Origin of the sequence: Vibrio cholerae, from assembly GCF_008369605.1 — a bacterium.
Classification (GTDB): domain Bacteria; phylum Pseudomonadota; class Gammaproteobacteria; order Enterobacterales; family Vibrionaceae; genus Vibrio; species Vibrio cholerae.
On record NZ_CP043554.1, the window covers coordinates 2,149,927 to 2,171,730 of the forward strand.

The 21,804-nt window shown below is 49.0% G+C and carries 18 protein-coding genes; 4 read left to right on the forward strand and 14 right to left on the reverse strand.

Translation table 11 applies throughout. The annotated features are described in order from the left end of the window. Nucleotides 1–15: 15 nt before the first annotated feature. The 5 genes from F0316_RS09990 to fepB all read right to left on the reverse strand — a co-directional run bounded on the left by F0316_RS09990 (nt 16) and on the right by fepB (nt 4,750). Nucleotides 16–729: a 4'-phosphopantetheinyl transferase family protein gene (locus F0316_RS09990; RefSeq protein ID WP_162811139.1), complete on the reverse strand. Its 714-nt coding sequence runs from the start codon at nt 727–729 to the stop codon at nt 16–18. Nucleotides 730–731: 2 nt separating this feature from the next. Continuing rightward, nucleotides 732–1,571 carry an ABC transporter ATP-binding protein gene (locus tag F0316_RS09995; protein WP_000379798.1) on the reverse strand — a complete coding sequence of 280 codons (840 nt, stop codon included), beginning with the start codon at nt 1,569–1,571 and terminating at the stop codon, nt 732–734. Nucleotides 1,572–1,686: 115 nt separating this feature from the next. Continuing rightward, nucleotides 1,687–2,763 carry a FecCD family ABC transporter permease gene (locus F0316_RS10000; protein ID WP_149560457.1) on the reverse strand — a complete coding sequence of 359 codons (1,077 nt, stop codon included), beginning with the start codon at nt 2,761–2,763 and terminating at the stop codon, nt 1,687–1,689. After that, a complete protein-coding gene (locus F0316_RS10005) occupies nt 2,742–3,794 on the reverse strand; it encodes a FecCD family ABC transporter permease (protein ID WP_149560458.1) in 1,053 nt (350 codons plus the stop codon). The genes F0316_RS10000 and F0316_RS10005 overlap by 22 nt, the downstream gene beginning before the upstream one ends. Then, nucleotides 3,791–4,750: a Fe2+-enterobactin ABC transporter substrate-binding protein gene (gene fepB, locus F0316_RS10010; RefSeq protein ID WP_172626013.1), complete on the reverse strand. Its 960-nt coding sequence runs from the start codon at nt 4,748–4,750 to the stop codon at nt 3,791–3,793. Before fepB ends, F0316_RS10005 begins: the two co-directional genes overlap by 4 nt. A gap of 195 nt (nt 4,751–4,945) precedes the next feature. On the opposite strand from fepB, the gene vibH reads away from it, so the two are divergent. Continuing rightward, the gene (gene vibH / locus F0316_RS10015) at nt 4,946–6,262 is read left to right on the forward strand and encodes a norspermidine-2,3-dihydroxybenzoate synthase VibH (RefSeq protein WP_149560460.1); all 1,317 of its coding nucleotides are present in this window, start codon (nt 4,946–4,948) and stop codon (nt 6,260–6,262) included. 11 nt (nt 6,263–6,273) lie between these two features. On the opposite strand, the gene F0316_RS10020 is transcribed toward vibH, so the two are convergent. Beyond that, complete coding sequence (locus F0316_RS10020; protein ID WP_233447419.1) at nt 6,274–7,053, reverse strand: 2,3-dihydro-2,3-dihydroxybenzoate dehydrogenase; 780 nt, start codon at nt 7,051–7,053, stop codon at nt 6,274–6,276. 176 nt (nt 7,054–7,229) lie between these two features. On the opposite strand from F0316_RS10020, the gene F0316_RS10025 reads away from it, so the two are divergent. After that, complete coding sequence (locus F0316_RS10025) at nt 7,230–8,417, forward strand: isochorismate synthase (RefSeq protein WP_000245174.1); 1,188 nt, start codon at nt 7,230–7,232, stop codon at nt 8,415–8,417. Nucleotides 8,418–8,427: 10 nt separating this feature from the next. After that, on the forward strand, nt 8,428–10,059 hold the full coding sequence (locus tag F0316_RS10030; RefSeq protein ID WP_149560462.1) for a (2,3-dihydroxybenzoyl)adenylate synthase: 1,632 nt from the start codon (nt 8,428–8,430) through the stop codon (nt 10,057–10,059). Nucleotides 10,060–10,160: 101 nt separating this feature from the next. On the opposite strand, the gene vibB is transcribed toward F0316_RS10030, so the two are convergent. The 5 genes from vibB to guaB form a co-directional block, all read right to left on the reverse strand. Beyond that, the gene (gene vibB, locus F0316_RS10035; protein WP_149560463.1) at nt 10,161–11,042 is read right to left on the reverse strand and encodes a vibriobactin biosynthesis bifunctional isochorismatase/aryl carrier protein VibB; all 882 of its coding nucleotides are present in this window, start codon (nt 11,040–11,042) and stop codon (nt 10,161–10,163) included. A 311-nt stretch (nt 11,043–11,353) separates the two neighbouring features. Next, nucleotides 11,354–11,947 (reverse strand): acetate uptake transporter, encoded by a 594-nt coding sequence (locus tag F0316_RS10040; RefSeq protein WP_000104914.1) that lies wholly within the window; start codon nt 11,945–11,947, stop codon nt 11,354–11,356. 189 nt (nt 11,948–12,136) lie between these two features. Beyond that, complete coding sequence (locus F0316_RS10045; RefSeq protein WP_033932305.1) at nt 12,137–13,840, reverse strand: chitinase; 1,704 nt, start codon at nt 13,838–13,840, stop codon at nt 12,137–12,139. A 256-nt stretch (nt 13,841–14,096) separates the two neighbouring features. After that, entirely contained in the window at nt 14,097–15,650 is a 1,554-nt protein-coding gene (gene guaA / locus F0316_RS10050) for a glutamine-hydrolyzing GMP synthase (protein WP_000164592.1), read from the reverse strand. 106 nt (nt 15,651–15,756) lie between these two features. After that, a complete protein-coding gene (gene guaB / locus F0316_RS10055) occupies nt 15,757–17,220 on the reverse strand; it encodes an IMP dehydrogenase (protein WP_000944163.1) in 1,464 nt (487 codons plus the stop codon). Nucleotides 17,221–17,427: 207 nt separating this feature from the next. Between guaB and xseA the strand changes: the two genes are divergently transcribed. After that, nucleotides 17,428–18,768 (forward strand): exodeoxyribonuclease VII large subunit, encoded by a 1,341-nt coding sequence (gene xseA, locus F0316_RS10060; protein ID WP_057562908.1) that lies wholly within the window; start codon nt 17,428–17,430, stop codon nt 18,766–18,768. On the opposite strand, the gene F0316_RS10065 is transcribed toward xseA, so the two are convergent. The 3 genes from F0316_RS10065 to der all read right to left on the reverse strand — a co-directional run bounded on the left by F0316_RS10065 (nt 18,749) and on the right by der (nt 21,710). Further along, nucleotides 18,749–18,982 (reverse strand): zinc ribbon domain-containing protein, encoded by a 234-nt coding sequence (locus F0316_RS10065; protein WP_000369855.1) that lies wholly within the window; start codon nt 18,980–18,982, stop codon nt 18,749–18,751. The two genes, xseA and F0316_RS10065, sit on opposite strands and share 20 nt — an antisense overlap. A gap of 305 nt (nt 18,983–19,287) precedes the next feature. Beyond that, nucleotides 19,288–20,172 carry an alanyl-tRNA editing protein gene (locus tag F0316_RS10070; protein ID WP_001964025.1) on the reverse strand — a complete coding sequence of 295 codons (885 nt, stop codon included), beginning with the start codon at nt 20,170–20,172 and terminating at the stop codon, nt 19,288–19,290. Nucleotides 20,173–20,225: 53 nt separating this feature from the next. Next, the gene (gene der / locus F0316_RS10075; RefSeq protein ID WP_000249400.1) at nt 20,226–21,710 is read right to left on the reverse strand and encodes a ribosome biogenesis GTPase Der; all 1,485 of its coding nucleotides are present in this window, start codon (nt 21,708–21,710) and stop codon (nt 20,226–20,228) included. Nucleotides 21,711–21,804: the final 94 nt, after the last annotated feature.

Consider the following 21,804-nt stretch of genomic DNA (forward strand, 5'->3'; position numbering starts at 1 on the left):
AATCAATAAGTTAACTCAAGTAGGTAAGGTGGGGACATGATACTCGATTTTGCCTAGCATTGGTAACGCGCTGACGGTCAATACTCGCTGTTGTTCAAACCAACGAAAGTAAACCTCACAACTCTGTTGTGCGGCATTAGGTACGCGCGTCAATGTGAAACTCATTTTGTTTAGATCCAGTGAACTAAGCTGGGCATCGCTGAAATCAAGGTAGATTTGTACTTGTGGGAATAGCGCTTTAAATAGACTCTCTTTTGCAGAAAACAGCAAAGTCACCGCTGAAGCGAGATCGAACTGTTGCGCCAATAGCGCCCACTCTTGGGCAGTGCCGATCATAGCTTGCACCTCACTAGCGGTTTGATGTGCGAGCCGATGTTCAATATCAATACCAAGCGAGAGGTGTTCTGCCTTAAGCACAGTGCATACTGCCCAACCGTCACAATGGGCGATCGAGCCCGTGATCCCCGCAGGCCATATTGGCTCACGATGGGTTCCGATAGCAATTGGCCTATCATAACCCTGCCCGATCTGTTTGAGCGCTTGCTGCGCTAACTTACGTCCTGCGACAAATTCTGCTTGGCGCTTAACCACTGCCTTGTGCAGGCTATGGTAGGTGGGAGACGCTAAATAGCGCTGCTGATCCTCATCAAATTGCTGAGGATCGAATTGGCAAACCTGAATTGTCAGCCCTGCCAGCTCAATCGCTGGCATTGAAATCATAAAAGCCATGTTTAACCGCGCTTTAACGAATAAGGGATAATCAAAGGCGTGCTGGAGATAGGATCGGGCATCACCACACAATCAATCCCAAAGACTTGCTTAACCAATGCTGGAGTCACCAAAGAGTGTGGATCGCCCTGCGCAACGATTTTGCCTTCTTGCAACACAATCAGATGGTCGGCGTAACGACACGCCTGATTCAGATCGTGCAGCACGGCGACTAGAGTATGCCCTTGCTGACGATTAAGCCGCCAAAAAAGATCGAGCAGTTCGATTTGGTGAGCAATATCAAGATAAGTGGTGGGCTCATCAAGCAGTAAATACGGCGTTTGCTGCGCGAGTGCCATGGCAACCCAAACCCGCTGACGCTGACCGCCGGAAAGCTGATCCACACTGTGCTGCGCAAGCTCATGGACGTGAGTGGCTCGCATCGCCTCTTCTACCGCTTGTTCATCCGCCCTGCTCCATTGGCGAAATAGCCCTTGGTGAGGATAACGGCCACGAGAGACCAAATCGACCACCTTTATCCCTTCTGGTGTCAATGCGCTTTGAGGCAGTAATCCTAGCTGCTTGGCTACCACCTTGGTCGGCAATTGGTGAATATTCTGACCATCCAGTAATACTTGCCCAGCCAGTGGCTTGAGTAAACGACACAAGCTTTTTAGTAAGGTCGATTTACCACAGCCATTAGGCCCAACTATCACCGAAAATTTCCCGTGCGGAATCGCCAAATCCAGCGCATCACACACCGATTTTCCTTCATACCCCAAACTCAGTCGCTCAGCCTTAAGCCTGTGATCTTTGGCCTTTAATACGGCGCTCTGTAAGTCGGCATCCCAAATTGTGTCCATAACGGCATTTCACTCAATCAAAATTCTCTTTATTCCGCACAGCGTTGAATGGCTCAAAGCACAGGCTGACGGCTGCGCCAAATAGCCTAAAAAACCTGCCAGCATGTGCTGCGGCTTAAACCGTATTTTTTGAACGCATCAATAACATCAATAAATACATGCCCCCAACCAATCCCGTAATTCGCCCGATGGGGAGGGTTAAGGCGAGCGGCATCCACTGAGTGAGCAAATCAGCCCCCAACAGTAAGCAAGCTCCCATTAAACCTGCACTCACCAGCGGAATATTGGCGGTTTGACGCAAGCGAGCGGCAAGTTGAGGAGCGGCCAAAGCGATAAAGGCGATCGGTCCTGCGGCTCCTGTCGCTAATGCCGCCAAAGTCACCGCGGCGAGAATCATGAATAAGCGTATCGGCTCGACTGCGACCCCAAGTTGACGGGCAATCTCATCCCCCATCTCAAGCATTTGTAATGGGCGGGCAAGACCTTTGATAAGCGGCAGCAGAACCAGCACGCCACACATGACAGGAAGTACGTGGCTCCATTCTCGGGCATGCAGTGAGCCCGATAGCCATAAATTGGCGGTGATGGCACTGTCTAAACTGCCTTTAACTAGGAGCAAGCCATTGAGCGCCGTCAACACTGAACCCACGCCAATTCCGGTTAGCACTAGCCGATAGCGCCCGACCGTGCCTGACTTTACCGACAACAGATAGACCGCGATGGCCGTCATGACTCCGCCAGCAATCGCCGAAAAAGCCACGGCTAACCCACTGCCGGCAAATAAAATAATTTGCAGCAAAGCCCCGGTGGCCGCGCCAGAGGTGAAACCAATGATGTCCGGAGAACCAAGCGGATTACGAGAGATCGATTGGAAAATCGCGCCAGAAAGGCCTAAGGCCGCACCAGCAAACAGCGCCGTGAAAATCCGTGGTAAACGGATATCGAGTAAGACTTGCCGTTTGAACCCTGAGGTAACTTCCCCCAATAAAATGGCGGTGACGTCAGAGATTGAAATCGGCAATTTGCCGACACAGGTCGCAAGTATCATCAAAGCCAAAACAATAAGGCTTAGCACCAACGCAACCGCAATGTTGCGCCGCTCAACACGCAGCGTGTATGCCCCTTTTCGCCATAGCCAAAAGCGAGTTTGATTCGACCGACCTTCTGGGGCTACAGATGTGATAGTTTCCATCGTCTCACCAATAGCACAAAGACTGGCCCTCCGATTAAGGCGACCATGATCCCTGCACTGATTTCATCGTTTGAACCGATTAGCCGCCCAGCCAGATCGGCACCTAACAATAACAGCGCCCCTAGCAACATAGAGTAAGGCAGTAAGCGACGATGTTCAGCGCCCACCCAAAGCCGCGCTAAATGAGGCGCGGTTAAGCCAAGAAAACTGATTGGCCCTGCCGCTGCGGTTGCGGTGCCAGCCAACAGAGTGACCACGGCGGCAGAAGCTATCCAGATCCATAACGGATTGACGCCTAATGCTTTTCCCGCGTCATGCCCAAGCACCACAGTATCCAATCCGCGGGCGAGTAAGGTAGCCGCGATCAACCCGAGTAGTACGAATACACTTGTCGGCAGCAAAACTTCATATCCTCGGCCTTGCAAAGAGCCAACCGACCAATGTCGAAACTGGTTAAACACCTCTTGGGCGCTATTGAGCATAATCAAATGAGTCATAGACAAGAGCACCACCGTCATCGCCGCACCAGCCAGCACCACTCGAACGGGATTAGGGGATTGATTGATACCTGCCAGCAGATAAACGCCCACACTGGTTGCTGCCGCGCCAAATAAGCCAAACCACAAATAGTGCAGCATATCGGTTAGACCAAACCCAGCAATGCCAATCACCACCATCAAGATTGCGCCCGCATTGACACCCAAAATGCCCGTATCCGCCAATGGGTTACGCGTCATCGCTTGCATGATAACGCCTGCAGCACCAAGCGCTGCGCCCACCAATATCGCTAACCCCGTGCGCGGCACACGTAGGTAATGCACTAGAAGATGCTGAGTATTCTGCTCATCAAAATGAAACAGCGCATCGAAAGTCACAGCATAAGGAATGTCGCGAGATCCGACAAACACACTGCTTATCGTCAATCCAATCAATGCCACCAGCATCAACCCCATTAGCCAGTTATCACGCCCAGCCAACGTCGGATTTTCTCGCTTTGAGGACGCAACTCTTATTCCCATCAGCTCATTCATGGCATGACTAAAGATTGTGCTTGCTCGCCAGCAAAGCGTCGCAGCAGTGAGTTAATGATTTCTCGGGCACTGAACAGGTCAATGCGAAATGAGTTTTCACCCAATCCATAAACTTGCTTGCGCTGGATCGAAGGCAAGTTTTTCAAAATCGGATCGTGGAGAAAGGCTTGAGCTTGCTGATCGGCCATCGTGATAAGAAACGTGGTCTCAGCCTGCAACTGAGTTAAATGCTCATAATGGATGCGCAGAAAATCTCGATGGACGATGGAACCCGCTTGCCATGCTGGATCTGGCTCCTCCAACACAACCCCGACCGATTGCAACAGTTGAGCATGAGCACTTTGCGCTTTCGCCACCGCATTGACCACACCGGGGCCGTGGTAGCTCACAATATTGGCGCGCCCCTTGGGCAGATCCAGCACATCTCGCACTTGCTTTGTCCACTGCTCAAAATTGTGTATTGTGCGCTCTGCTTGATCTTCAAGTCCGGTAGCAAGCCCCAACTGCTGCGCCAAAGATTGCCAAGTTTGTTCGCTGTAATCGACCAAGATGGTCGGTGCAATCGCTTGTAAAAGCGGAATTTGATCGCGAGCGGAATCCGCGCCTATCATGGAAACCACGATCAAATCCGGTTGCTCGACATACACCGATTCGAGATCGACACTTCCCGCAGGCCAAAGTTTTTTCACTTGACGCAACTCTGCTAGCTTTCGCCACTGCTCAAAAAAGGTGCTTTGCGTGGTCGCAGCGCTAGCAATGACTGGCGCATCTATCGCCAGCAGTGTTCCGGTCACCGTGACGGCCGTCGACAAAATTCGCTTTGGCTGAGAGGGAATCGTCGTGATTGAACCGTCCGCATTCTGAAAGGTTCTTGGCCAAACATTCTGCTGCGCGCTGACAAGACCACTGAACAGGCAACCCGATATCACAGATAATAAAATAAAAATGTTTTTCATTGTAATATTGATTCTCATTTCGTTAAAAGTTTACTATCGCTCATCAATCATCTTAGGGTGGACTCTAGAGACAGAGGGGTGAGTAAAAAGTGAACTCAGTATATCCATGCCCCCTCAGGCTCGCAACCAAGCCACCGAACACCGCCTCACGCGAAAGAGTAATTATGATTCTCCAACTGGATAAGGCTTAATATCATGTCTATGTTATTGGCTCAAAAGCCTTTTTGGCAGCGCCATCTGGCTTATCCTCACATTAATCTCGACACCGTTGCCCATTCGCTACGCCTGACAGGGCCTTTAGATACCACGCTTTTGCTGCGCGCACTGTATTTAACCATCAATGAAATAGATCTGTTCCGTGCTCGCTTTTCTGCGCAAGGTGAGCTGTATTGGCACCCATTTTCTCCGCCTATCGACTATCAAGACCTCAGCATCTACCTTGAAGCAGAACCTTTAGCTTGGCGGCAAATAGAGCAGGATTTACAGCGCCCAACCACACTGATTGACGCGCCAATAACGAGCCATCAAGTGTATCGTTTGTCACACAATGAGCACCTTATCTATACCCGTGCGCACCACATTGTGCTGGACGGTTATGGCATGATGCTGTTTGAGCAGCGCCTCAGTCAGCATTACCAATCCTTGCTCAGCGGGCAGACGCCAACTGCCGCGTTTAAACCTTATCAATCCTATCTGGAAGAAGAAGCAGCTTATCTTACCAGCCATCGATACTGGCAAGATAAGCAGTTTTGGCAAGGCTATTTACGCGAAGCTCCCGACTTAGCGCTCACCTCTGCAACCTATGATCCTCAACTCAGTGATGCCGTGAGCCTCTCTTACACACTCGATAGCCAACTCAACCATTTGTTACTCAAGCTCGCTAACGCGAGTCAGATTGGCTGGCCTGATGCCTTAGTCGCGCTTTGCGCGCTCTATTTGGAATCGGCTGAACCGGATACGCCTTGGCTATGGCTGCCCTTTATGAACCGATGGGGCAGCGTGGCCGCTAATGTGCCCGGTTTAATGGTTAACTCGCTGCCCTTGCTGCGTCTTTCTGCGCAGCAAACCTCGCTCGGCAACTACCTTAAACAGTCAGGGCAAGCGCTACGCTCACTCTATTTGCATGGCCGCTATCGCATTGAACAAATCGAACAAGATCAAGGGCTAAATGCTGAGCAAAGTTACTTTATGAGCCCATTTATCAATATATTGCCTTTTGAGTCCCCACACTTTGCTGATTGCCAGACTGAGCTCAAGGTGCTGGCTTCAGGCTCTGCAGAAGGGATTAATTTTACATTTCGTGGCTCACCCCAGCATGAACTCTGTCTAGACATCACCGCAGATTTAGCCAGCTACCCGCAACCCCACTGGCAAAGTCATTGCGAGCGATTGCCACGTTTTTTCGAGCAGTTACTCGCCCGTTTCCAACAGGTGGAGCAAGATGTTGCACGCCTACTCGCAGAGCCTGCGGCACTGGCAACTGCCACCTCCACACGGGCTATCGCCAGTTGAAAGATGAACGATCAATGATCGAGCGTGGCTCCACCATCCACTCGTAAATCATGCAGCGTGATGTGACCTGCCTTATTGGATAACAAAAACAGGACCGCTTGAGCAATATCCGCTGGTTCGGCAATTTTATTGAGCGGGATCCCCAACCGAAATTGCGCAGCATTTCCGGCAATGACTTGTGCCTCACCATACTGCTCAGTCCAAAGCTGTTGCTGCATAGCGGTGCGCGTAGAGCCGGGACTGACCAAATTGCAACGAATTCCGTAAGGGGCTAGCTCCATGCCAATGCACTTAACCAACATGTGTAATGCGGCTTTCGAAGCGCCATAAGCCCCAATCGACATGCGCGGCGTATTGGCAGCATTAGACCCAATAATCACCATACTTCCCTGCTGACGCGCTTTCATACTTGAAGCGACACCTTGCATACAGGCCAACACACCAAAAGCATTCACGGTAAAAATAGAACTCACTTGTTCCAGTGGCATGTCATGCAATGGCGCAACATGTAGGATTCCTGCACAGCACACCAGATGATCAAATCCCGCCACTTGCTCAGCCCATTGATTGACTTGCTCGCGCACCGCTTCAGGCTCTGCTAAGTCGAGTTTTTTTAAAGTGAGCTGGTCCGGATAACGCCCCAATAACGACTCACTCTGCTCTAGCAACAACTGCCACTCACAATCTGCCGCCATCACTTGCGCTCCCGCTTGCAATAAATGTTCAAGCACGGAGAACCCTATCCCACGCGCTGACCCCACTAGAAGAACCTTGCTGTTAACCAACGACATATCTTTCATCCCCTATCACAAACGAGATCAACCTTCACAATCATCACTTTGATTATCAGACCAAATGGAAATTGCTTGCATTTATTAATAAAAACCATTCTCATTTGAATGTAAGCAAATGTAATCTGTTGCGCTTGGCAACGCAACCCATTCACTCGCAAATATGGATAAACAACATGGTCATGAAGCGTGAAGTGGTCGGATACACCACTATGTCTGAACATCTGATCGACACCCAACTCACTCGCTCACCGTTTTTCTTTGCCTCAGCAAACCAGTCAATGCTCGGTTGTGGGGTCGCTCATGCTTTTCAGCAAGCCATTCCTTTTGCTGAACTGGCTAACCAAGCCAAACAGCTTTTGCAGCAGGCCAAACGTGATGAGTGCGACAATCCATTACTGTTTGGCATAGTGCCGTTTGACCCTAAAACACCGACTCGATTTATGATTCCGCGCACCTTATACGTGTCGAGTAGCCCGCGCTTAAACCGTCCAGCTCACCTCACCCGCCAAGTGGCTAAACTCATCTCCTCGCCATCAGGAGAGCAATACAAGCAAGGTGTGAGCCATCTGCTCAACATGTTTCATCACTCTGGGCTGTCTAAAGTGGTGCTGTCACGCGCCATTGAAATTGCCACCGAGCAAGAGATCGCACTACCGACCTTGCTGCGTAATCTGCTCGCGATTAATCATCACGGCTATACTTTTGCGGCCAGCTTGGACGAACAGAGGAAGTTGATTGGGGCAAGCCCTGAACTCTTGGTCGCCAAACGCGGAAACTATCTCATCTCAAACCCACTGGCTGGCTCGCGCCCACGAAGTCAAGATGCCCAAGAAAATGCGCAGCGCCGTGCCTCACTGCTCAATACCGCCAAAGATTTGCATGAGCACGGTTTAGTCGTCGAAGAAGTCGAGCGGATCATGAGCCGCTACTGTCGTAACTTGTACACCCCCATGGTGCCTTCTGTGATTGAAACCGAAACCATGTTACACCTCTCAACCCTGCTTGAAGGGCAAGTCAGCGATCCTGAGGTTTGTGCTTTGCAAGTCGCCGCCGATTTACACCCCACTCCAGCCGTATGCGGTTTTCCGCGCGAATCGGCTTATCAAGCAATAAGAGAGCTGGAAGAATTTGATCGTGGCTACTTTACTGGCATGGTCGGTTGGTGTGATGCACGTGGCAATGGTGAGTGGGTAGTCACCATTCGCTGTGCTGAAGTGGGCTCTCACCAAATGAAGCTTTTTGCTGGCGCAGGGATTGTCGATCAGTCGTTACCACAAAGTGAATTGGAAGAGACGGGCGCGAAGATGAAAACCATCTTGGCTGCGGCAGGTATTGAGCTCAACGATGTGCTCACTGCTTAAGGAGATAAGAATGACAACCGATTTTACCCCTTGGCCAGAGGCGCTTGCCGCTCAATACCGTCAGTTAGGCTACTGGCAAGATAAAACCTTGCTCGATTACTTACAGCAAAGTGCTGAGCGTACCCCCAATGCGCTTGCGCTGGTCGGTGATAATCAGCAGTGGCGTTACCAAGCCATGCTCGAACGTATTGAGCAACTTGCTGCCGGTTTTACCGAGCTTGGACTAGGCTGTGGCGATAACGTAGTGCTGCAATTAGGCAATGTCGCGGAATTCTATTTATGCTTTTTCGCTTTGCTGCGCCAAGGCATACGACCGATTCTGGCGCTCCCCGCTCACCGTTTAGCGGAAATTCGCTATTTTTGTCAGCACAGCCAAGCCAAAGCTTACCTCATTGATGGTGCTCAGCGGCCATTTGACTATCAAGTTTTGGCGCAAGAGCTGCTTGCTTGCTGCCCAACACTGCAGACTGTGATTGTACGCGGCCAAACTCGAGTGACAGATCCAAAATTTATTGAACTGGCGAGTTGCTACTCGGCATCATCTTGCCAAGCGAATGCCGACCCGAATCAAATCGCCTTTTTCCAACTTTCCGGTGGCACAACGGGCACTCCCAAGCTCATACCGCGTACCCACAATGATTACGCCTACAGCGTAACTGCCAGTGTCGAAATTTGCCGTTTTGATCAGCATACTCGCTATCTGTGCGTACTGCCTGCGGCACATAACTTCCCTCTCAGCTCCCCCGGCGCACTCGGTGTTTTCTGGGCGGGTGGCTGCGTTGTCCTCAGTCAAGATGCGTCACCCCAACACGCGTTTAAATTGATAGAACAGCATAAAATTACTGTTACCGCGTTGGTGCCGCCTTTAGCACTACTCTGGATGGATCACGCAGAAAAAAGCACCTGCGATCTCTCCTCATTGCACTTTGTGCAAGTGGGCGGGGCAAAATTTAGTGAAGCGGCCGCAAGGCGTCTGCCGAAAGCGCTAGGCTGCCAATTGCAACAAGTGTTTGGAATGGCAGAAGGCTTGGTCAATTACACTCGTTTGGATGACAGTGCGGAAGTGATTGCTACAACTCAAGGTCGGCCTATCTCCGCTCACGATCAATTACTGGTGGTTGATGAGCAGGGTCAACCTGTCGCCAGCGGAGAAGAAGGGTATCTATTAACCCAAGGTCCCTATACGATTCGCGGTTACTATCGAGCTGATCAGCACAATCAACGAGCGTTCAATGCACAAGGTTTTTACATCACCGGCGATAAAGTCAAACTCAGTAGCGAAGGTTACGTGATTGTCACCGGAAGGGCCAAAGATCAGATCAATCGTGGAGGAGAAAAGATTGCCGCCGAAGAGGTGGAAAATCAGCTTTTACATCATCCAGCAGTGCATGATGCCGCTTTAATTGCCATCAGTGACGAATGCCTAGGAGAGCGCAGTTGCGCGGTGATCGTACTCAAACCCGAGCAGTCGGTGAATACCATCCAGCTCAAACGTTTTTTACACCAAGCGGGGCTCGCCGATTACAAAATCCCAGATCAAATCCAATTTATCGATCAACTGCCCAAAACATCGGTTGGAAAAATCGATAAGAACGCGCTTCGTCGTCGATTTGACACGCTCGGCTTAGCGTTAATGTCGTGAAATCAATGTAAAGACAATGAGTGAGTAGAAGGGAATCCTTGAATGAGCGGTTCCCTTCCTACTTAGAATCCGTGTGTTAAGCAGGAAGGGAACTCGTTCAATCACGCAGAGCAAGGTTGATGTAAATTGGCTTGAATGGTCTGCCACCACTGCTGCAAAGTGACATGCTCCATCAGTTGAGCAAAGCTAATATCAGCACCTTGGGCTTTCCATTTTTCCAACAACTGAATCGCGCGAATCGAATCTAAACCGAGAAACAGGAGGTTCTCCTGCACATCCACTTCATCCACACTCAGATTGAGCGCAGCGGCCACATCGTGTTGCATGGTTCGCAAGCTTAAGCCAGTAAACTTTGAGTGTTGGGCGGCAATCTCTAAACACGCTTGTTGAGTGGATTTCACCGCACCAGTACGGCCACTGATATAACGCAGACTGAATTCGTGATCACTGAGCGAGAAATCTGCCACGCCATCCCCAATCACAAAAGGCTGAATATCGAACATAAAGGCATCCAACGCAGTCGAGAGAATGCCAATGTGCGCATAGACCCCCGTAATGATTAACTGATCCCGCCCTGTTTCACGCAGCCAATCCAATAACGGCGACTTTTTAAACGCGCTATAACGCCATTTGGTGAGCTGAACATCACCTGATTCTGGAGCAAGAGGCGCAATGATCGCCGTCTCTTCACTCAAACCGGGCCCCCAAAAATCGCTCAATAGTGCTCGCTCGGCAGGATCTTGATTCGCAGGCTGAGCCGTATAGACCACCGGGATCCCCGCTTGCTTGACATGAGCTTTAAGCTGTTGTATGTGCTTGATTAAACTGGGGATGGGTTCTGCCTGCGAGTCAAAATAGTGTACAAAGTACTCCTGCATATCATGGATAAGCAGTACCGCCCGCGATGCATCAATGCGCCAATCGACTTTATTGGTCGGTAATGATGCGGGTAAAGGGTAAGAAGCGATTTTAGGAATAGCCATGAAAGTACATCATCCTTATTGATACTCAGCCAACTGAGCGTTGTTAGTGTTGTTATGTCATCGCACGACGCAGCAGAAGCAGCCATTCGGCCGAATCTTCTGCCGATCAATAATGCAACGATGCTAACAACATCACTCATGGATGTAAATAATAACAATTATCATTTAATACAATTTCACTTCATGGCGGCGCTTCTCATTGATCATCAGCACCAAACGTTGTGAGCTTCCCTCTCCTCACTCCGTTGAAAATCGCCCATAAAAAAGGGCTAGCCGATGGCTAACCCTTTACATGTTCCCAAATGTTTGACTTATGCAGCAAGCTCTTGCGCTTTCACTGGCTGCACACGTTTTTCGCCGATTGGCAGAACAACACGGCCGTATTCATTATTGAGTACTTGTGCCATAGCGAAGTAGATAGCGCTCGCGCCACAGAAGATGCCTTCAAAACCTGCGATAGTACCAATCAGCTCGCTACCAGTGAAATCACGAGCAGCCAGCAGAGCAAACAAGATGGTCAGAGAACCAAATACCACTTGTTTCGCCGTTGGGTAGCACAGAGAACCAATGAACATAAAGCCAGTGAAAATGCCCCACAGAGCCAAGTACCAACCCATGAAAGGCGCAGGGCTTGCAGGCAGTCCCATGTGTGGCATTACGATCAAACCAACCAGCGTCAGCCAGAACAGACCGTAAGAAGTAAATGCCGTTGTACCGAAGGTGTCACCACGCTTAAAGCACATGATGCCGACGATAACTTGACTCAGACCGCCGTAAAAAATACCCATCGCCAGAATCATTGAGTCGATTGGGAAAAAACCTGCGTTATGGATATTAAGCAGAATGGTGGTCATACCGAAACCCATCAGACCGAGTGGTGCTGGGTTGGCTAGCTTAGTTGACATGTGAACTTACCTTCAGAGTGTGAATTCAAAAATGTTTGTAAAAATTACGCGCGGATTTTAATTAACAGGCAGATAAAAGAAAAAAGATCTTATTGGAAACTTAGATTGTTGAAACAGTTAGTTACAGATGCGAGTAAAAAATCGCCCAACCTAAGTTGAGCGATGAAATAAACATTTTAATACAACAAGTTAGCAGGACACCTTATCCCAGAACCAGTTAGATTGAGTGGGTGACTCCCAAACGCCTGGACTGTTCTTAGCAATAAAGCATTGGCCGTTATAGGTCACTTTATCGCCATTCGAGACCTTAGTGACTCCAGGTTGCCACACAATGGCATCCGTAGGAGCTGGCTCTGTTGGCGGCACTGGTGTTGGCTCCGATGGTGGTACAGGTTCCGTGGGAGGTACTGGCTCGCTTGGCGTTGGCTCAGTTGGTGGTGTTGGCTCACCAGAAACTAACGCCCAAGGCCCGCCTTTAGAAGGTTCATCACCTTGTGTCCACCATTTAGCTTGGTAAACCGCACCTTTATAACTCACCTTGTCACCTGAGTTATAAACCTTACCCGCTTCCCACGCAGGGGCACCACCTACGGGAGGATCTGTCGGATCGGTAGGTAATGGATCAAGTTTTTCCACTACACGAACTTTTGGCCAGCTCGCATGTGAACCATACAGGTTAGTCACACACTTCTCATAATCCCCTTCCACCAAAGCAGAATACGCGGTTTGGAACCCCACCAACTCACATTCAAATGAGTAGCCACCCGGACGATCTGGGTAATATTTCCAGTTACCATCCCAGTTTGTGTAAAGCACATCGGTCGCACCATTGAGGTTAAGGCTGCCGTAAGGCAGTTGCTGCCAGCAGGTATTCTTTTCATCAGCTTCAATAGGGATTTGATAATGCGCCGCTAAGCCTTCCCAATAACGAATACGGTTAACCGGCTGCCCTTTATCTTTGTTTTGCTCCCCGCACTCAATACCACCATTGATAATATTGATCGTGGTGCCGAAACCGTAACCAATCCCTGCATCAATTTCACGCTGTGAAGGTACCCAAGTACGATCAATCACATGCAACATGGCAGGTTTCGGTGCTTGTGGCGTGAGGAAGAACCAGATTGCAGACGCAAGGTTCAACCACGAATCAGCCACTAAACCGGGGTTATTCAACAATACTGTTGCATCACCATCAAACATAGCCTCGGAAAAAGCGCCGTAGTTAAAGTGGTAAGAAAGCTGTTTTGCTCCACGGCCAAAGTAACCTTGCCCAGTAGCACAAGGCCACTTCTTGTTCTGCCAGTCATTTTGACCACACCCCGTGGTATAACCTTCTTGACCTTCAGACCAGCCCATTTCACGCACATGCACCAGCGCTTGTTGCCACTCTTCCAGCGCTAATGGGTTATCAGAAATGTTGTCTTTCGCGATGTGTCCACCGGTTTCCTGAGCAAAGTGAGCAAAAGCGGTCACGATCGATTTTTTACAAATCGCGTCAGAATTGCGGCCATCGGTATACTCCGCACAAAATGCCGGGAATTTGCCAATCGCACGCAAGAAACGGGTATAAGTGTATTCAGGCGCCGCCATGTGAGTGAGGAAATTCCACTCAGATTCAGGAAATACGCGTTCAACCCGTTTCACGTTATCAGGGTTTGTCGCCAGTCCCGGCTCGATCGCATCGACAATCGCATTGGCGCGGGTCGCTAAGGCATTTGACCAAATGGCATACATAGGATTGGCGGTTTTGGCTTGTTCTGCTGCGGCAATATCGGCTTTAGCCACCACATATCCACCAGGATTTTGTGGATCAGGCTGAATATTCATCGCCGCTTGCGCAGGCAATGCACACGCCATGGCCACCCACCACGCGGTATGTTTGAGTTTAAACATGGATAAAAGTCCCTCTCTCAACTTGGAAATCCATTTGAGAGTAGGCTTATTGATAACTAATTTAATAGTGAAAAATAAGAAAAAAGCCAGAATTGCGAGCCATTTCCAGCCGATGTAAATCGTACGCTTGCGGTCTACATCAAGACTTTGAACGGAAATACAAAAACAACAGATTCTCTTGTAAAAGAAAAAACCTCAGGATATGCCTGAGGTTTTATATAATTAATCCGGAATATTCATCCGCATTATTAAGTAGTTATTCCCACTCAATGGTCGCTGGTGGCTTACCTGAGATGTCATACACTACGCGAGAAATGCCATTCACTTCGTTGATAATGCGGTTGGAAACCTTACCCAAGAACTCATAAGGTAGATGTGCCCAATGTGCGGTCATAAAGTCGATGGTTTCGACGGCGCGCAGTGATACCACCCAATCGTACTTACGGCCATCGCCCATGACACCAACTGAACGCACTGGCAAGAACACAGTAAAGGCTTGAGAAACTTTGTTGTACAGATCCGCTGCGTGCAGCTCTTCAATAAAGATTGCATCTGCACGGCGCAGTAAATCACAGTACTCTTTCTTAACTTCACCCAGTACACGCACACCAAGGCCTGGGCCTGGGAATGGGTGGCGGTAAAGCATGTTGTAAGGTAAACCAAGCTCAAGGCCAATCTTGCGCACTTCATCTTTAAACAGTTCACGCAGTGGCTCAACCAAGCCCATTTTCATGTCATCAGGTAAACCGCCCACGTTGTGGTGCGATTTGATCACATGCGCTTTACCGGTTTTTGAAGCGGCAGATTCAATCACATCTGGATAGATGGTGCCTTGCGCCAACCATTTTGCGTTGCTGAGTTTTTTCGATTCTTCATCAAATACTTCAACAAACACACGGCCGATGGTTTTGCGTTTTGCTTCAGGCTCATCAATGCCTTCTAGCGCTTTTAGGAAGCGCTCTTCTGCATCGACTTTAATGATGTTGAGGCCAAATTTATCACCAAACATCTCCATCACTTGCTCGCCTTCGTTTAAACGAAGTAGTCCGTTATCCACGAACACACAAGTGAGCTTGCTCCCAATCGCACGGTGAACCAGCATGGCAACCACAGAAGAATCCACGCCGCCAGAAAGACCAAGGATCACTTCATCGTCACCCACTTGTTCTTTGATGCGCGCAACCGCATCTTCGATGATGGATTCAGACGTCCACAGACGCTCACAGCCACACACGCCCAGAACAAAGTTCTCCAGCATCTGTAAACCGTTTTTGGTGTGTGTTACTTCGGGGTGGAACTGTACGCCGTAGTATTTCTTCTCTTCATTGGCCATCGCAGCGTATGGGCAGGTATCGGTCTCACCGATTTTCACGAAATCCGCTGGGATTTCGACCACTTTGTCACCGTGGCTCATCCAAACATCTTGCGTGAGATCGAGATCTTTAAATAGCGCCGATTCGCCAGAAATTTTTACCTGAGCATAACCAAATTCACGCTCATCAGAAGTCGCAACACGGCCTCCTAACTGCTCAGCCATGGTCTGCATGCCGTAGCAAACACCAAAGACAGGCACACCACTGTCAAACACATATTGCGGGGCACGTGGTGAATTAGCTTCGGTCACGCTTTCAGGGCCACCCGAAAGAATAATGCCGTCCGGATTGAATTCGCGAATGTCTGCCTCTTCTACATCCCAGCTCCACAGCTCACAGTAAACACCGATTTCGCGCACGCGACGGGCTACTAGCTGGGTATATTGAGATCCGAAATCGAGGATCAGAATTCGTTGGTCATGAATATTCTTAGTCATTGTTTAGCAGTCTTATCAGCCGAGTATTAATACGGGGGATTCTTCAACGGAGGCGAGTCTACTCGCCTCACATTCACTCATCAAGCATTTAAGCAAACGTTTACGCTTAGCCCAGACGGTAGTTTGGTGCTTCTTTAGTGATCTGCACGTCATGTACGTGAGACTCTTTCATACCCGCACCAGAAATGCGTACAAATTGAGCTTTAGTACGCAGATCTTCTACTGTGGCTGAGCCAGTCAGCCCCATACAAGAGCGTAGGCCGCCCATTTGTTGGTGGATAATCTCTTTCAGATGGCCTTTATAAGCGATACGGCCTTCGATGCCTTCTGGAACCAGCTTGTCTGCCGCGTTATCGGTTTGGAAGTAACGATCTGATGAACCTTTTGACATCGCACCCAGTGAACCCATTCCACGGTAGGCTTTGTAAGAGCGGCCTTGGTAAAGGATCACTTCACCCGGGGCTTCTTCAGTACCAGCAAACATTGAGCCAACCATAACGCAAGAAGCACCCGCCGCAATCGCTTTCGAAATGTCGCCAGAGAAACGAATACCGCCATCAGCAATAACAGGAATACCGTACTCGTTAGCCACACCCGCTGCATCAGCAATAGCAGTAATTTGTGGAACGCCCACGCCTGTGACAATGCGCGTAGTACAGATTGAGCCAGGACCGATACCGACTTTCACTGCGCTTACGCCCGCTTCAATAAGTGCGCGCGCACCTTCAGCTGTCGCCACGTTACCACCAATGATTTCAAGGTGTGGATAAGCTGCGCGAGTTTCGCGAATACGCTGTAAAACCCCTTCGGAGTGGCCATGAGAAGAGTCGATCAGTAGAACGTCAACCCCGGCTTCAACCAGAGCTTTAACACGCTCTTCGTTACCCGGTGCTGCACCGACAGCGGCACCAACACGCAGACGGCCTTGCTCATCTTTACACGCATTTGGCTTGCTTTCGGCTTTGTGGAAATCTTTCGCGGTGATCATGCCTTTGAGTTGGAACTCATCATTCACCACCAGAATTTTTTCAACACGCGCTTTGTGCATTTTTTCTTGCACTTCTGCACCCGTTGCACCTTCTTTGACTGTCGCGAGGCGCTCTTTTGGCGTCATCACAGCAGCAACGGATTTGGTGAGATCAGTAACGAAGCGAACGTCACGGCCAGTGATTATACCAACCAGTTCATTGTTTTCAGTGACAACAGGGAAACCCGCAAAACCGTGGTAATGGGTAAGTTCCATAACATCAGCAATGGTTTGTTCTGGACGGACAGTGACAGGGTGAGTCACCACACCCGCTTCAAAGATTTTCACTTGGTGAACTTGAGCCGCTTGCTGTTCAATCGACATATTCTTGTGAATAAAGCCAATGCCGCCTTCTTGAGCCAGAGCGATCGCAAGACGTGCTTCCGTAACAGTATCCATAGACGCAGAAACCATAGGGATGTTCAGCGCAATATTTTTGGTTAACCGAGTGCGAAGATCGGCAGTGTTTGGAAGAACGGTGGAATGAGCAGGGACGAGTAAAACATCGTCAAAGGTTAGAGCTTCTTTTGCGATTCGTAGCATGTGCAATATCTCACAACAGGAGTGTTAACAACGGAAATCCACTTCATCGTTTCGCGTAACAAAGGGATTTATATTTGATATTGCGGACGGATTATACGCCCGAGGCAATCGGTTGACTACACATTTTTTCATTTTTTATTTGCATTTCACCCCTTGATATGTATTATATTGCGGCTAATTTCCATACCCACGTCTGAGGAATCAGCGTTGTCTTCTTCTCTCGCCAATCGAAATATCTACACCGTTTCCCGTTTAAATTCTGAAGTTCGTTTATTACTGGAAAATGAAATGGGGATCGTCTGGTTGGTGGGTGAAATTTCCAACTTCTCCGCTCCCGTCTCTGGTCACTGGTATCTCACTTTAAAAGACAGCCAAGCGCAGGTTAAATGCGCTATGTTCAAAGGCAATAACCGTCTGGTGAATTTCAAACCGCAAAATGGTCAGCAAGTATTAGTTAAAGCTCGACTTTCTCTTTACGAACCGCGCGGTGACTACCAAATTATTCTTGAAAGCATGCAACCGGAAGGGGATGGCCGTCTGCAGCAGCAGTTTGAACAACTGAAGATGCAGCTCGCCGCCGAAGGTTTGTTTGCTCAGACACGTAAAAAACCATTGCCGGAAAATCCACGCTGCGTGGGGATTATCACCTCACGGACTGGCGCGGCTTTGCACGATATTTTGCACGTGCTTAAGCGCCGTGACCCGAATCTGCCTGTAGTGATCTACCCCACTCTCGTACAAGGTGAAGAGGCAGCTATTCAAATCGCCCAAGCGATTGGTCGTGCGAATACACGCGCCGAGTGCGATGTGTTGATAGTAGGTCGTGGTGGTGGCTCTTTGGAAGATTTGTGGTGTTTTAACCATGAAATCGTGGCACGTACTATCGCTGCGAGTGAAATCCCAATTATCAGTGCTGTAGGCCATGAAATCGATGTGACGATCGCTGACTTTGTCGCCGATGTGCGTGCCCCTACCCCATCAGCAGCGGCGGAATTGGTCAGCCGTGATCATCGCCATAAACAGCAAGCACTCCATCAATGGCAAGCCAAACTGGCTAGCACCATGCGCCATTATTTGGCGCAGCAAGAGACGCAATTTGCCCGTTTACAGCACAAGCTTGATAAACAGCATCCTCAAACTCGTTTAGAGCGCCAGCAGCAGCAACTTGATGAGCTCAGCCTGCGTCTTGAGCAAAAGATGCAGCAACGTCTGGCAACTCAGCAGCAACGCTGGGATCGCTTAAGCCATAAGATCGAGCTCCATTCGCCCATTCACTTGATCCGCCAGCAGCGTTTTAATCTGATCCAGCAAGAGCAGCGAATAAATCAGTCGATCCAACGCTATTTGATCCAATCACGCCATCAACTCGCTTTGTTGAGTGAAAAGTTGGATGCGGTCAGCCCTCTTGCAACCTTAGCCCGTGGCTATTCGGTGACACGTACCACACAAGGTGAGTTAGTGCGCCAAAGCGCGCAAGTGAAACCGGGTGACACTTTAGTCACCCAGTTAATGGATGGTGAGATTCTCTCTACTGTGAATTCCCGTTAAGCGGTTGGAAGACAAAACGGATTTTGGATTTCGATTTCAGCTCATTACACTGATTACAGAAATAATTCGCCGCACCACAAGCCTGTAGCTTTTCTAATTCACTGCCACACTCAGGGCAAAATCCGACTTTACGGTAATCTACCGTACAAGCGCTGCAGTGGTACTGACCTGTCCATTCTAATTCTTGGCCACATGTTGGACATGGGTTGTCCATAGCACTCTCCTTATCATTTTGCGTTGTATCACATAATTCATCGAGATGGGATCCGACGCCATGATCTTTATCACGCCTACTCAGATCGATGCGACTTAATTAACCAATAACTGATACTCTTTTAAGCAGGATCCTAACCGGATCTTCTGCTCAAAAGGTTTTGATCAGCGATCTGCCATGAAAAGAACTTTTATATAACCACCCACCGAAAGCATAAGTTACATATTCTGCATTTCAATTTTAAAAAGAATAAAAATCTAAAAAACAAAACCATTTAAGACTTAAGACAGAATATAGTGAAAAGATCACTCAGATTCTGAGGGCTGCGCGCAAGTGACTGCCTCAATATGCTGTTCATCGACTTGTTTCAGTGTCACTTGGATCGACTGAAAGGCGGTTAAACCCTTGCAGTGTGTGCCTCCACAAGGAATTCGTGCGATATTGGCTTCATGTAAGTCACATTCCCAATAACGTGAATCGGTCAAGGTTGAGCCCGTGCACTCAAGACGAATTGGGCTGGCTAAAGCTAGCCACTGCGCAAGCTGTTCATTAGTCTTTTGTTCTATAAAACTTAAATCTCTCAGCACATCATCACTATTTAAACCGCGCTTACGCAGTGTTTTCCCCAAACGATAGACATCGGTTGAACAATCAGGAGTAACATCACTTGAGATTTGGGCATAGCTGTTGAAGTCAAAATAACCCTGCGGGTCTTTACGCTCTGCATCTTTACGCCAATACCCCTGTGCTAAGACTTTATTGAGCGCTAAATAAGCTAAATGCCCTGCGCTATGACCTCGGCTTAAACTTGCTTGATATTGGGTATCGACTTGCAACTGAACCTTATCGCCCACTTGGCATGCGGCTATGACTTCGCCAAGACGATGAACGACCACAAAGAGCCAGCCGCTCTCTTCACGTTTTACGGGGATATTATTTCCAACGTACAAATGACCCGAGGCTTGTTCAATCGCCCCCACGACACAGTCAGTGACGGCATACTCACTACCTTGCCAAATTAAGATTCCACGGTCAGCAGGATGATCGGGCCAAATATGACTGACAGGGTGAAAAGGCGTACTGTAGGTGACAATATCCATTCCATTTTGATGAGTCTGAAGCAACATCACTTGAGTCTCTAGTGATGTAATTCCTTGTGGAAAGGTGACTTCTGTTGCGCAATAGGTCATGCATCTCTCTCCTTCAGAGACAAAAAAGCCCAAGTAAACTTGGGCTTTATAAATTATTTTCTGCGGTTTTTCACCATGCTCATCAATCGCTTACGTTGTCGCTCTTGTGAGAGGGTCATTTTATTCGTCTTACCTTCAAATGGGTTTTCGCTATTTTGGAACTGGATACGAATTGGTGTACCCATGATTTCTAGCGATTTACGGTAATAGTTCATCAAATAACGTTTGTATGAATCTGGCAGCTCGTTGACTTGGTTACCGTGGATAACGATGATCGGTGGGTTGTAACCACCAGCGTGTGCATATTTCAGTTTCACACGACGCCCACGCACCATAGGCGGCTGGTGATCATCGGTGGCCATTTTCATAATACGAGTCAGTACAGACGTTCCCACACGCGTGGTTGCAGAGCGATACGCTTCTTGCACCGATTCAAACAAGTGACCGACACCTGTGCCATGCAGTGCAGAAATAAAGTGGATGCGTGCAAAATCAACGAAACCCAGTCGACGATCGAGCTCTTTCTTCACGTGTTCTTTGACGTCAAAACTCAGACCATCCCACTTATTCACCGCAATTACAATGGAGCGGCCAGAATTTAGGGCAAAACCAAGTAGGCTAAGATCTTGATCTGAGATGTTCTCACGCGCATCGACCACCAACAATACCACGTTAGCATCTTCAATCGCTTGTAAGGTTTTGACTACCGAGAACTTCTCAACGGTTTCATTGATACGCTTACGGCGACGCACGCCCGCAGTATCAATCAACACATATTCGCGCTCATCACGTTTCATTGGGATGTAAATAGAGTCACGCGTGGTTCCCGGCATATCGTAAACCACCACTCGCTCTTCACCCAGAATGCGGTTAGTCAGTGTTGATTTACCCACGTTTGGACGACCGATGATCGCGAGTTTAATCGGCAAGTCTTGCAGGCGCTTGTATTCTGCTTCTGCTTCTTCTTCGCTGTACTCTAGCTGCTCTTCTTCTGGATCTTCTTCGTTGGTCAGATCTTCAAGTTGAGCTTGCTCAGATTCCATTTGCTCAGCAAACGGATTCAGCGCACGGTCAATCAATGCGCCCACACCACGGCCATGCGCGGCGGCGATTTGGTACATCTGATCCATACCGAGTTGCCAGAATTCCGCCGAAGCGGCATCCGCATCGATACCATCCACTTTGTTTACAACCAAAATTGCTGGCTTTTCAATACGGCGCAGATGCTGAGCAATCGCTTCATCTGCAACCGTCAGACCCGCGCGGCCATCCACCATAAACAGCACCACATCAGCTTCGTCAATCGCAGCGAGCGATTGCTGTGCCATTTTGGTCTCAACACCTTCTTCAGAGCCATCGATACCGCCGGTATCGATCACGATAAATTCGTGCTCACCCAACTTAGCTTGACCGTATTTGCGATCACGCGTTAAGCCGGGAAAATCCGCGACTAATGCGTCCCGTGTGCGAGTGAGTCGATTAAACAGCGTCGATTTACCGACGTTTGGACGCCCAACAAGAGCAACAACAGGTACCATAACAACCTCTACAAACTTTCATTTATGTAGTTATAGGTAAACACTCTGTCACAAGCGCTAAATTTTTACCTATAACCACTTTCATTATCATCAT

Excerpts from the sequence above, each read along its gene's own strand:
- vibB (WP_149560463.1), bottom strand. The coding sequence starts at position 11,042 with ATGGCTATTCCTAAAATCGCTTCTTACCCTTTACCCGCATCATTACCG.
- F0316_RS10025 (WP_000245174.1), top strand. The coding sequence starts at position 7,230 with ATGGTCATGAAGCGTGAAGTGGTCGGATACACCACTATGTCTGAACAT.
- fepB (WP_172626013.1), bottom strand. The coding sequence starts at position 4,750 with ATGAAAAACATTTTTATTTTATTATCTGTGATATCGGGTTGCCTGTTC.
- F0316_RS10000 (WP_149560457.1), bottom strand. The coding sequence starts at position 2,763 with ATGGAAACTATCACATCTGTAGCCCCAGAAGGTCGGTCGAATCAAACT.
- vibH (WP_149560460.1), top strand. The coding sequence starts at position 4,946 with ATGTCTATGTTATTGGCTCAAAAGCCTTTTTGGCAGCGCCATCTGGCT.
- F0316_RS10040 (WP_000104914.1), bottom strand. The coding sequence starts at position 11,947 with ATGTCAACTAAGCTAGCCAACCCAGCACCACTCGGTCTGATGGGTTTC.
- F0316_RS10030 (WP_149560462.1), top strand. The coding sequence starts at position 8,428 with ATGACAACCGATTTTACCCCTTGGCCAGAGGCGCTTGCCGCTCAATAC.
- F0316_RS10045 (WP_033932305.1), bottom strand. The coding sequence starts at position 13,840 with ATGTTTAAACTCAAACATACCGCGTGGTGGGTGGCCATGGCGTGTGCA.
- guaA (WP_000164592.1), bottom strand. The coding sequence starts at position 15,650 with ATGACTAAGAATATTCATGACCAACGAATTCTGATCCTCGATTTCGGA.
- guaB (WP_000944163.1), bottom strand. The coding sequence starts at position 17,220 with ATGCTACGAATCGCAAAAGAAGCTCTAACCTTTGACGATGTTTTACTC.
- F0316_RS09990 (WP_162811139.1), bottom strand. The coding sequence starts at position 729 with ATGGCTTTTATGATTTCAATGCCAGCGATTGAGCTGGCAGGGCTGACA.
- F0316_RS10005 (WP_149560458.1), bottom strand. The coding sequence starts at position 3,794 with ATGAATGAGCTGATGGGAATAAGAGTTGCGTCCTCAAAGCGAGAAAAT.
- F0316_RS09995 (WP_000379798.1), bottom strand. The coding sequence starts at position 1,571 with ATGGACACAATTTGGGATGCCGACTTACAGAGCGCCGTATTAAAGGCC.
- F0316_RS10065 (WP_000369855.1), bottom strand. The coding sequence starts at position 18,982 with ATGGACAACCCATGTCCAACATGTGGCCAAGAATTAGAATGGACAGGT.
- der (WP_000249400.1), bottom strand. The coding sequence starts at position 21,710 with ATGGTACCTGTTGTTGCTCTTGTTGGGCGTCCAAACGTCGGTAAATCG.
- F0316_RS10070 (WP_001964025.1), bottom strand. The coding sequence starts at position 20,172 with ATGACCTATTGCGCAACAGAAGTCACCTTTCCACAAGGAATTACATCA.
- F0316_RS10020 (WP_233447419.1), bottom strand. The coding sequence starts at position 7,053 with ATGTCGTTGGTTAACAGCAAGGTTCTTCTAGTGGGGTCAGCGCGTGGG.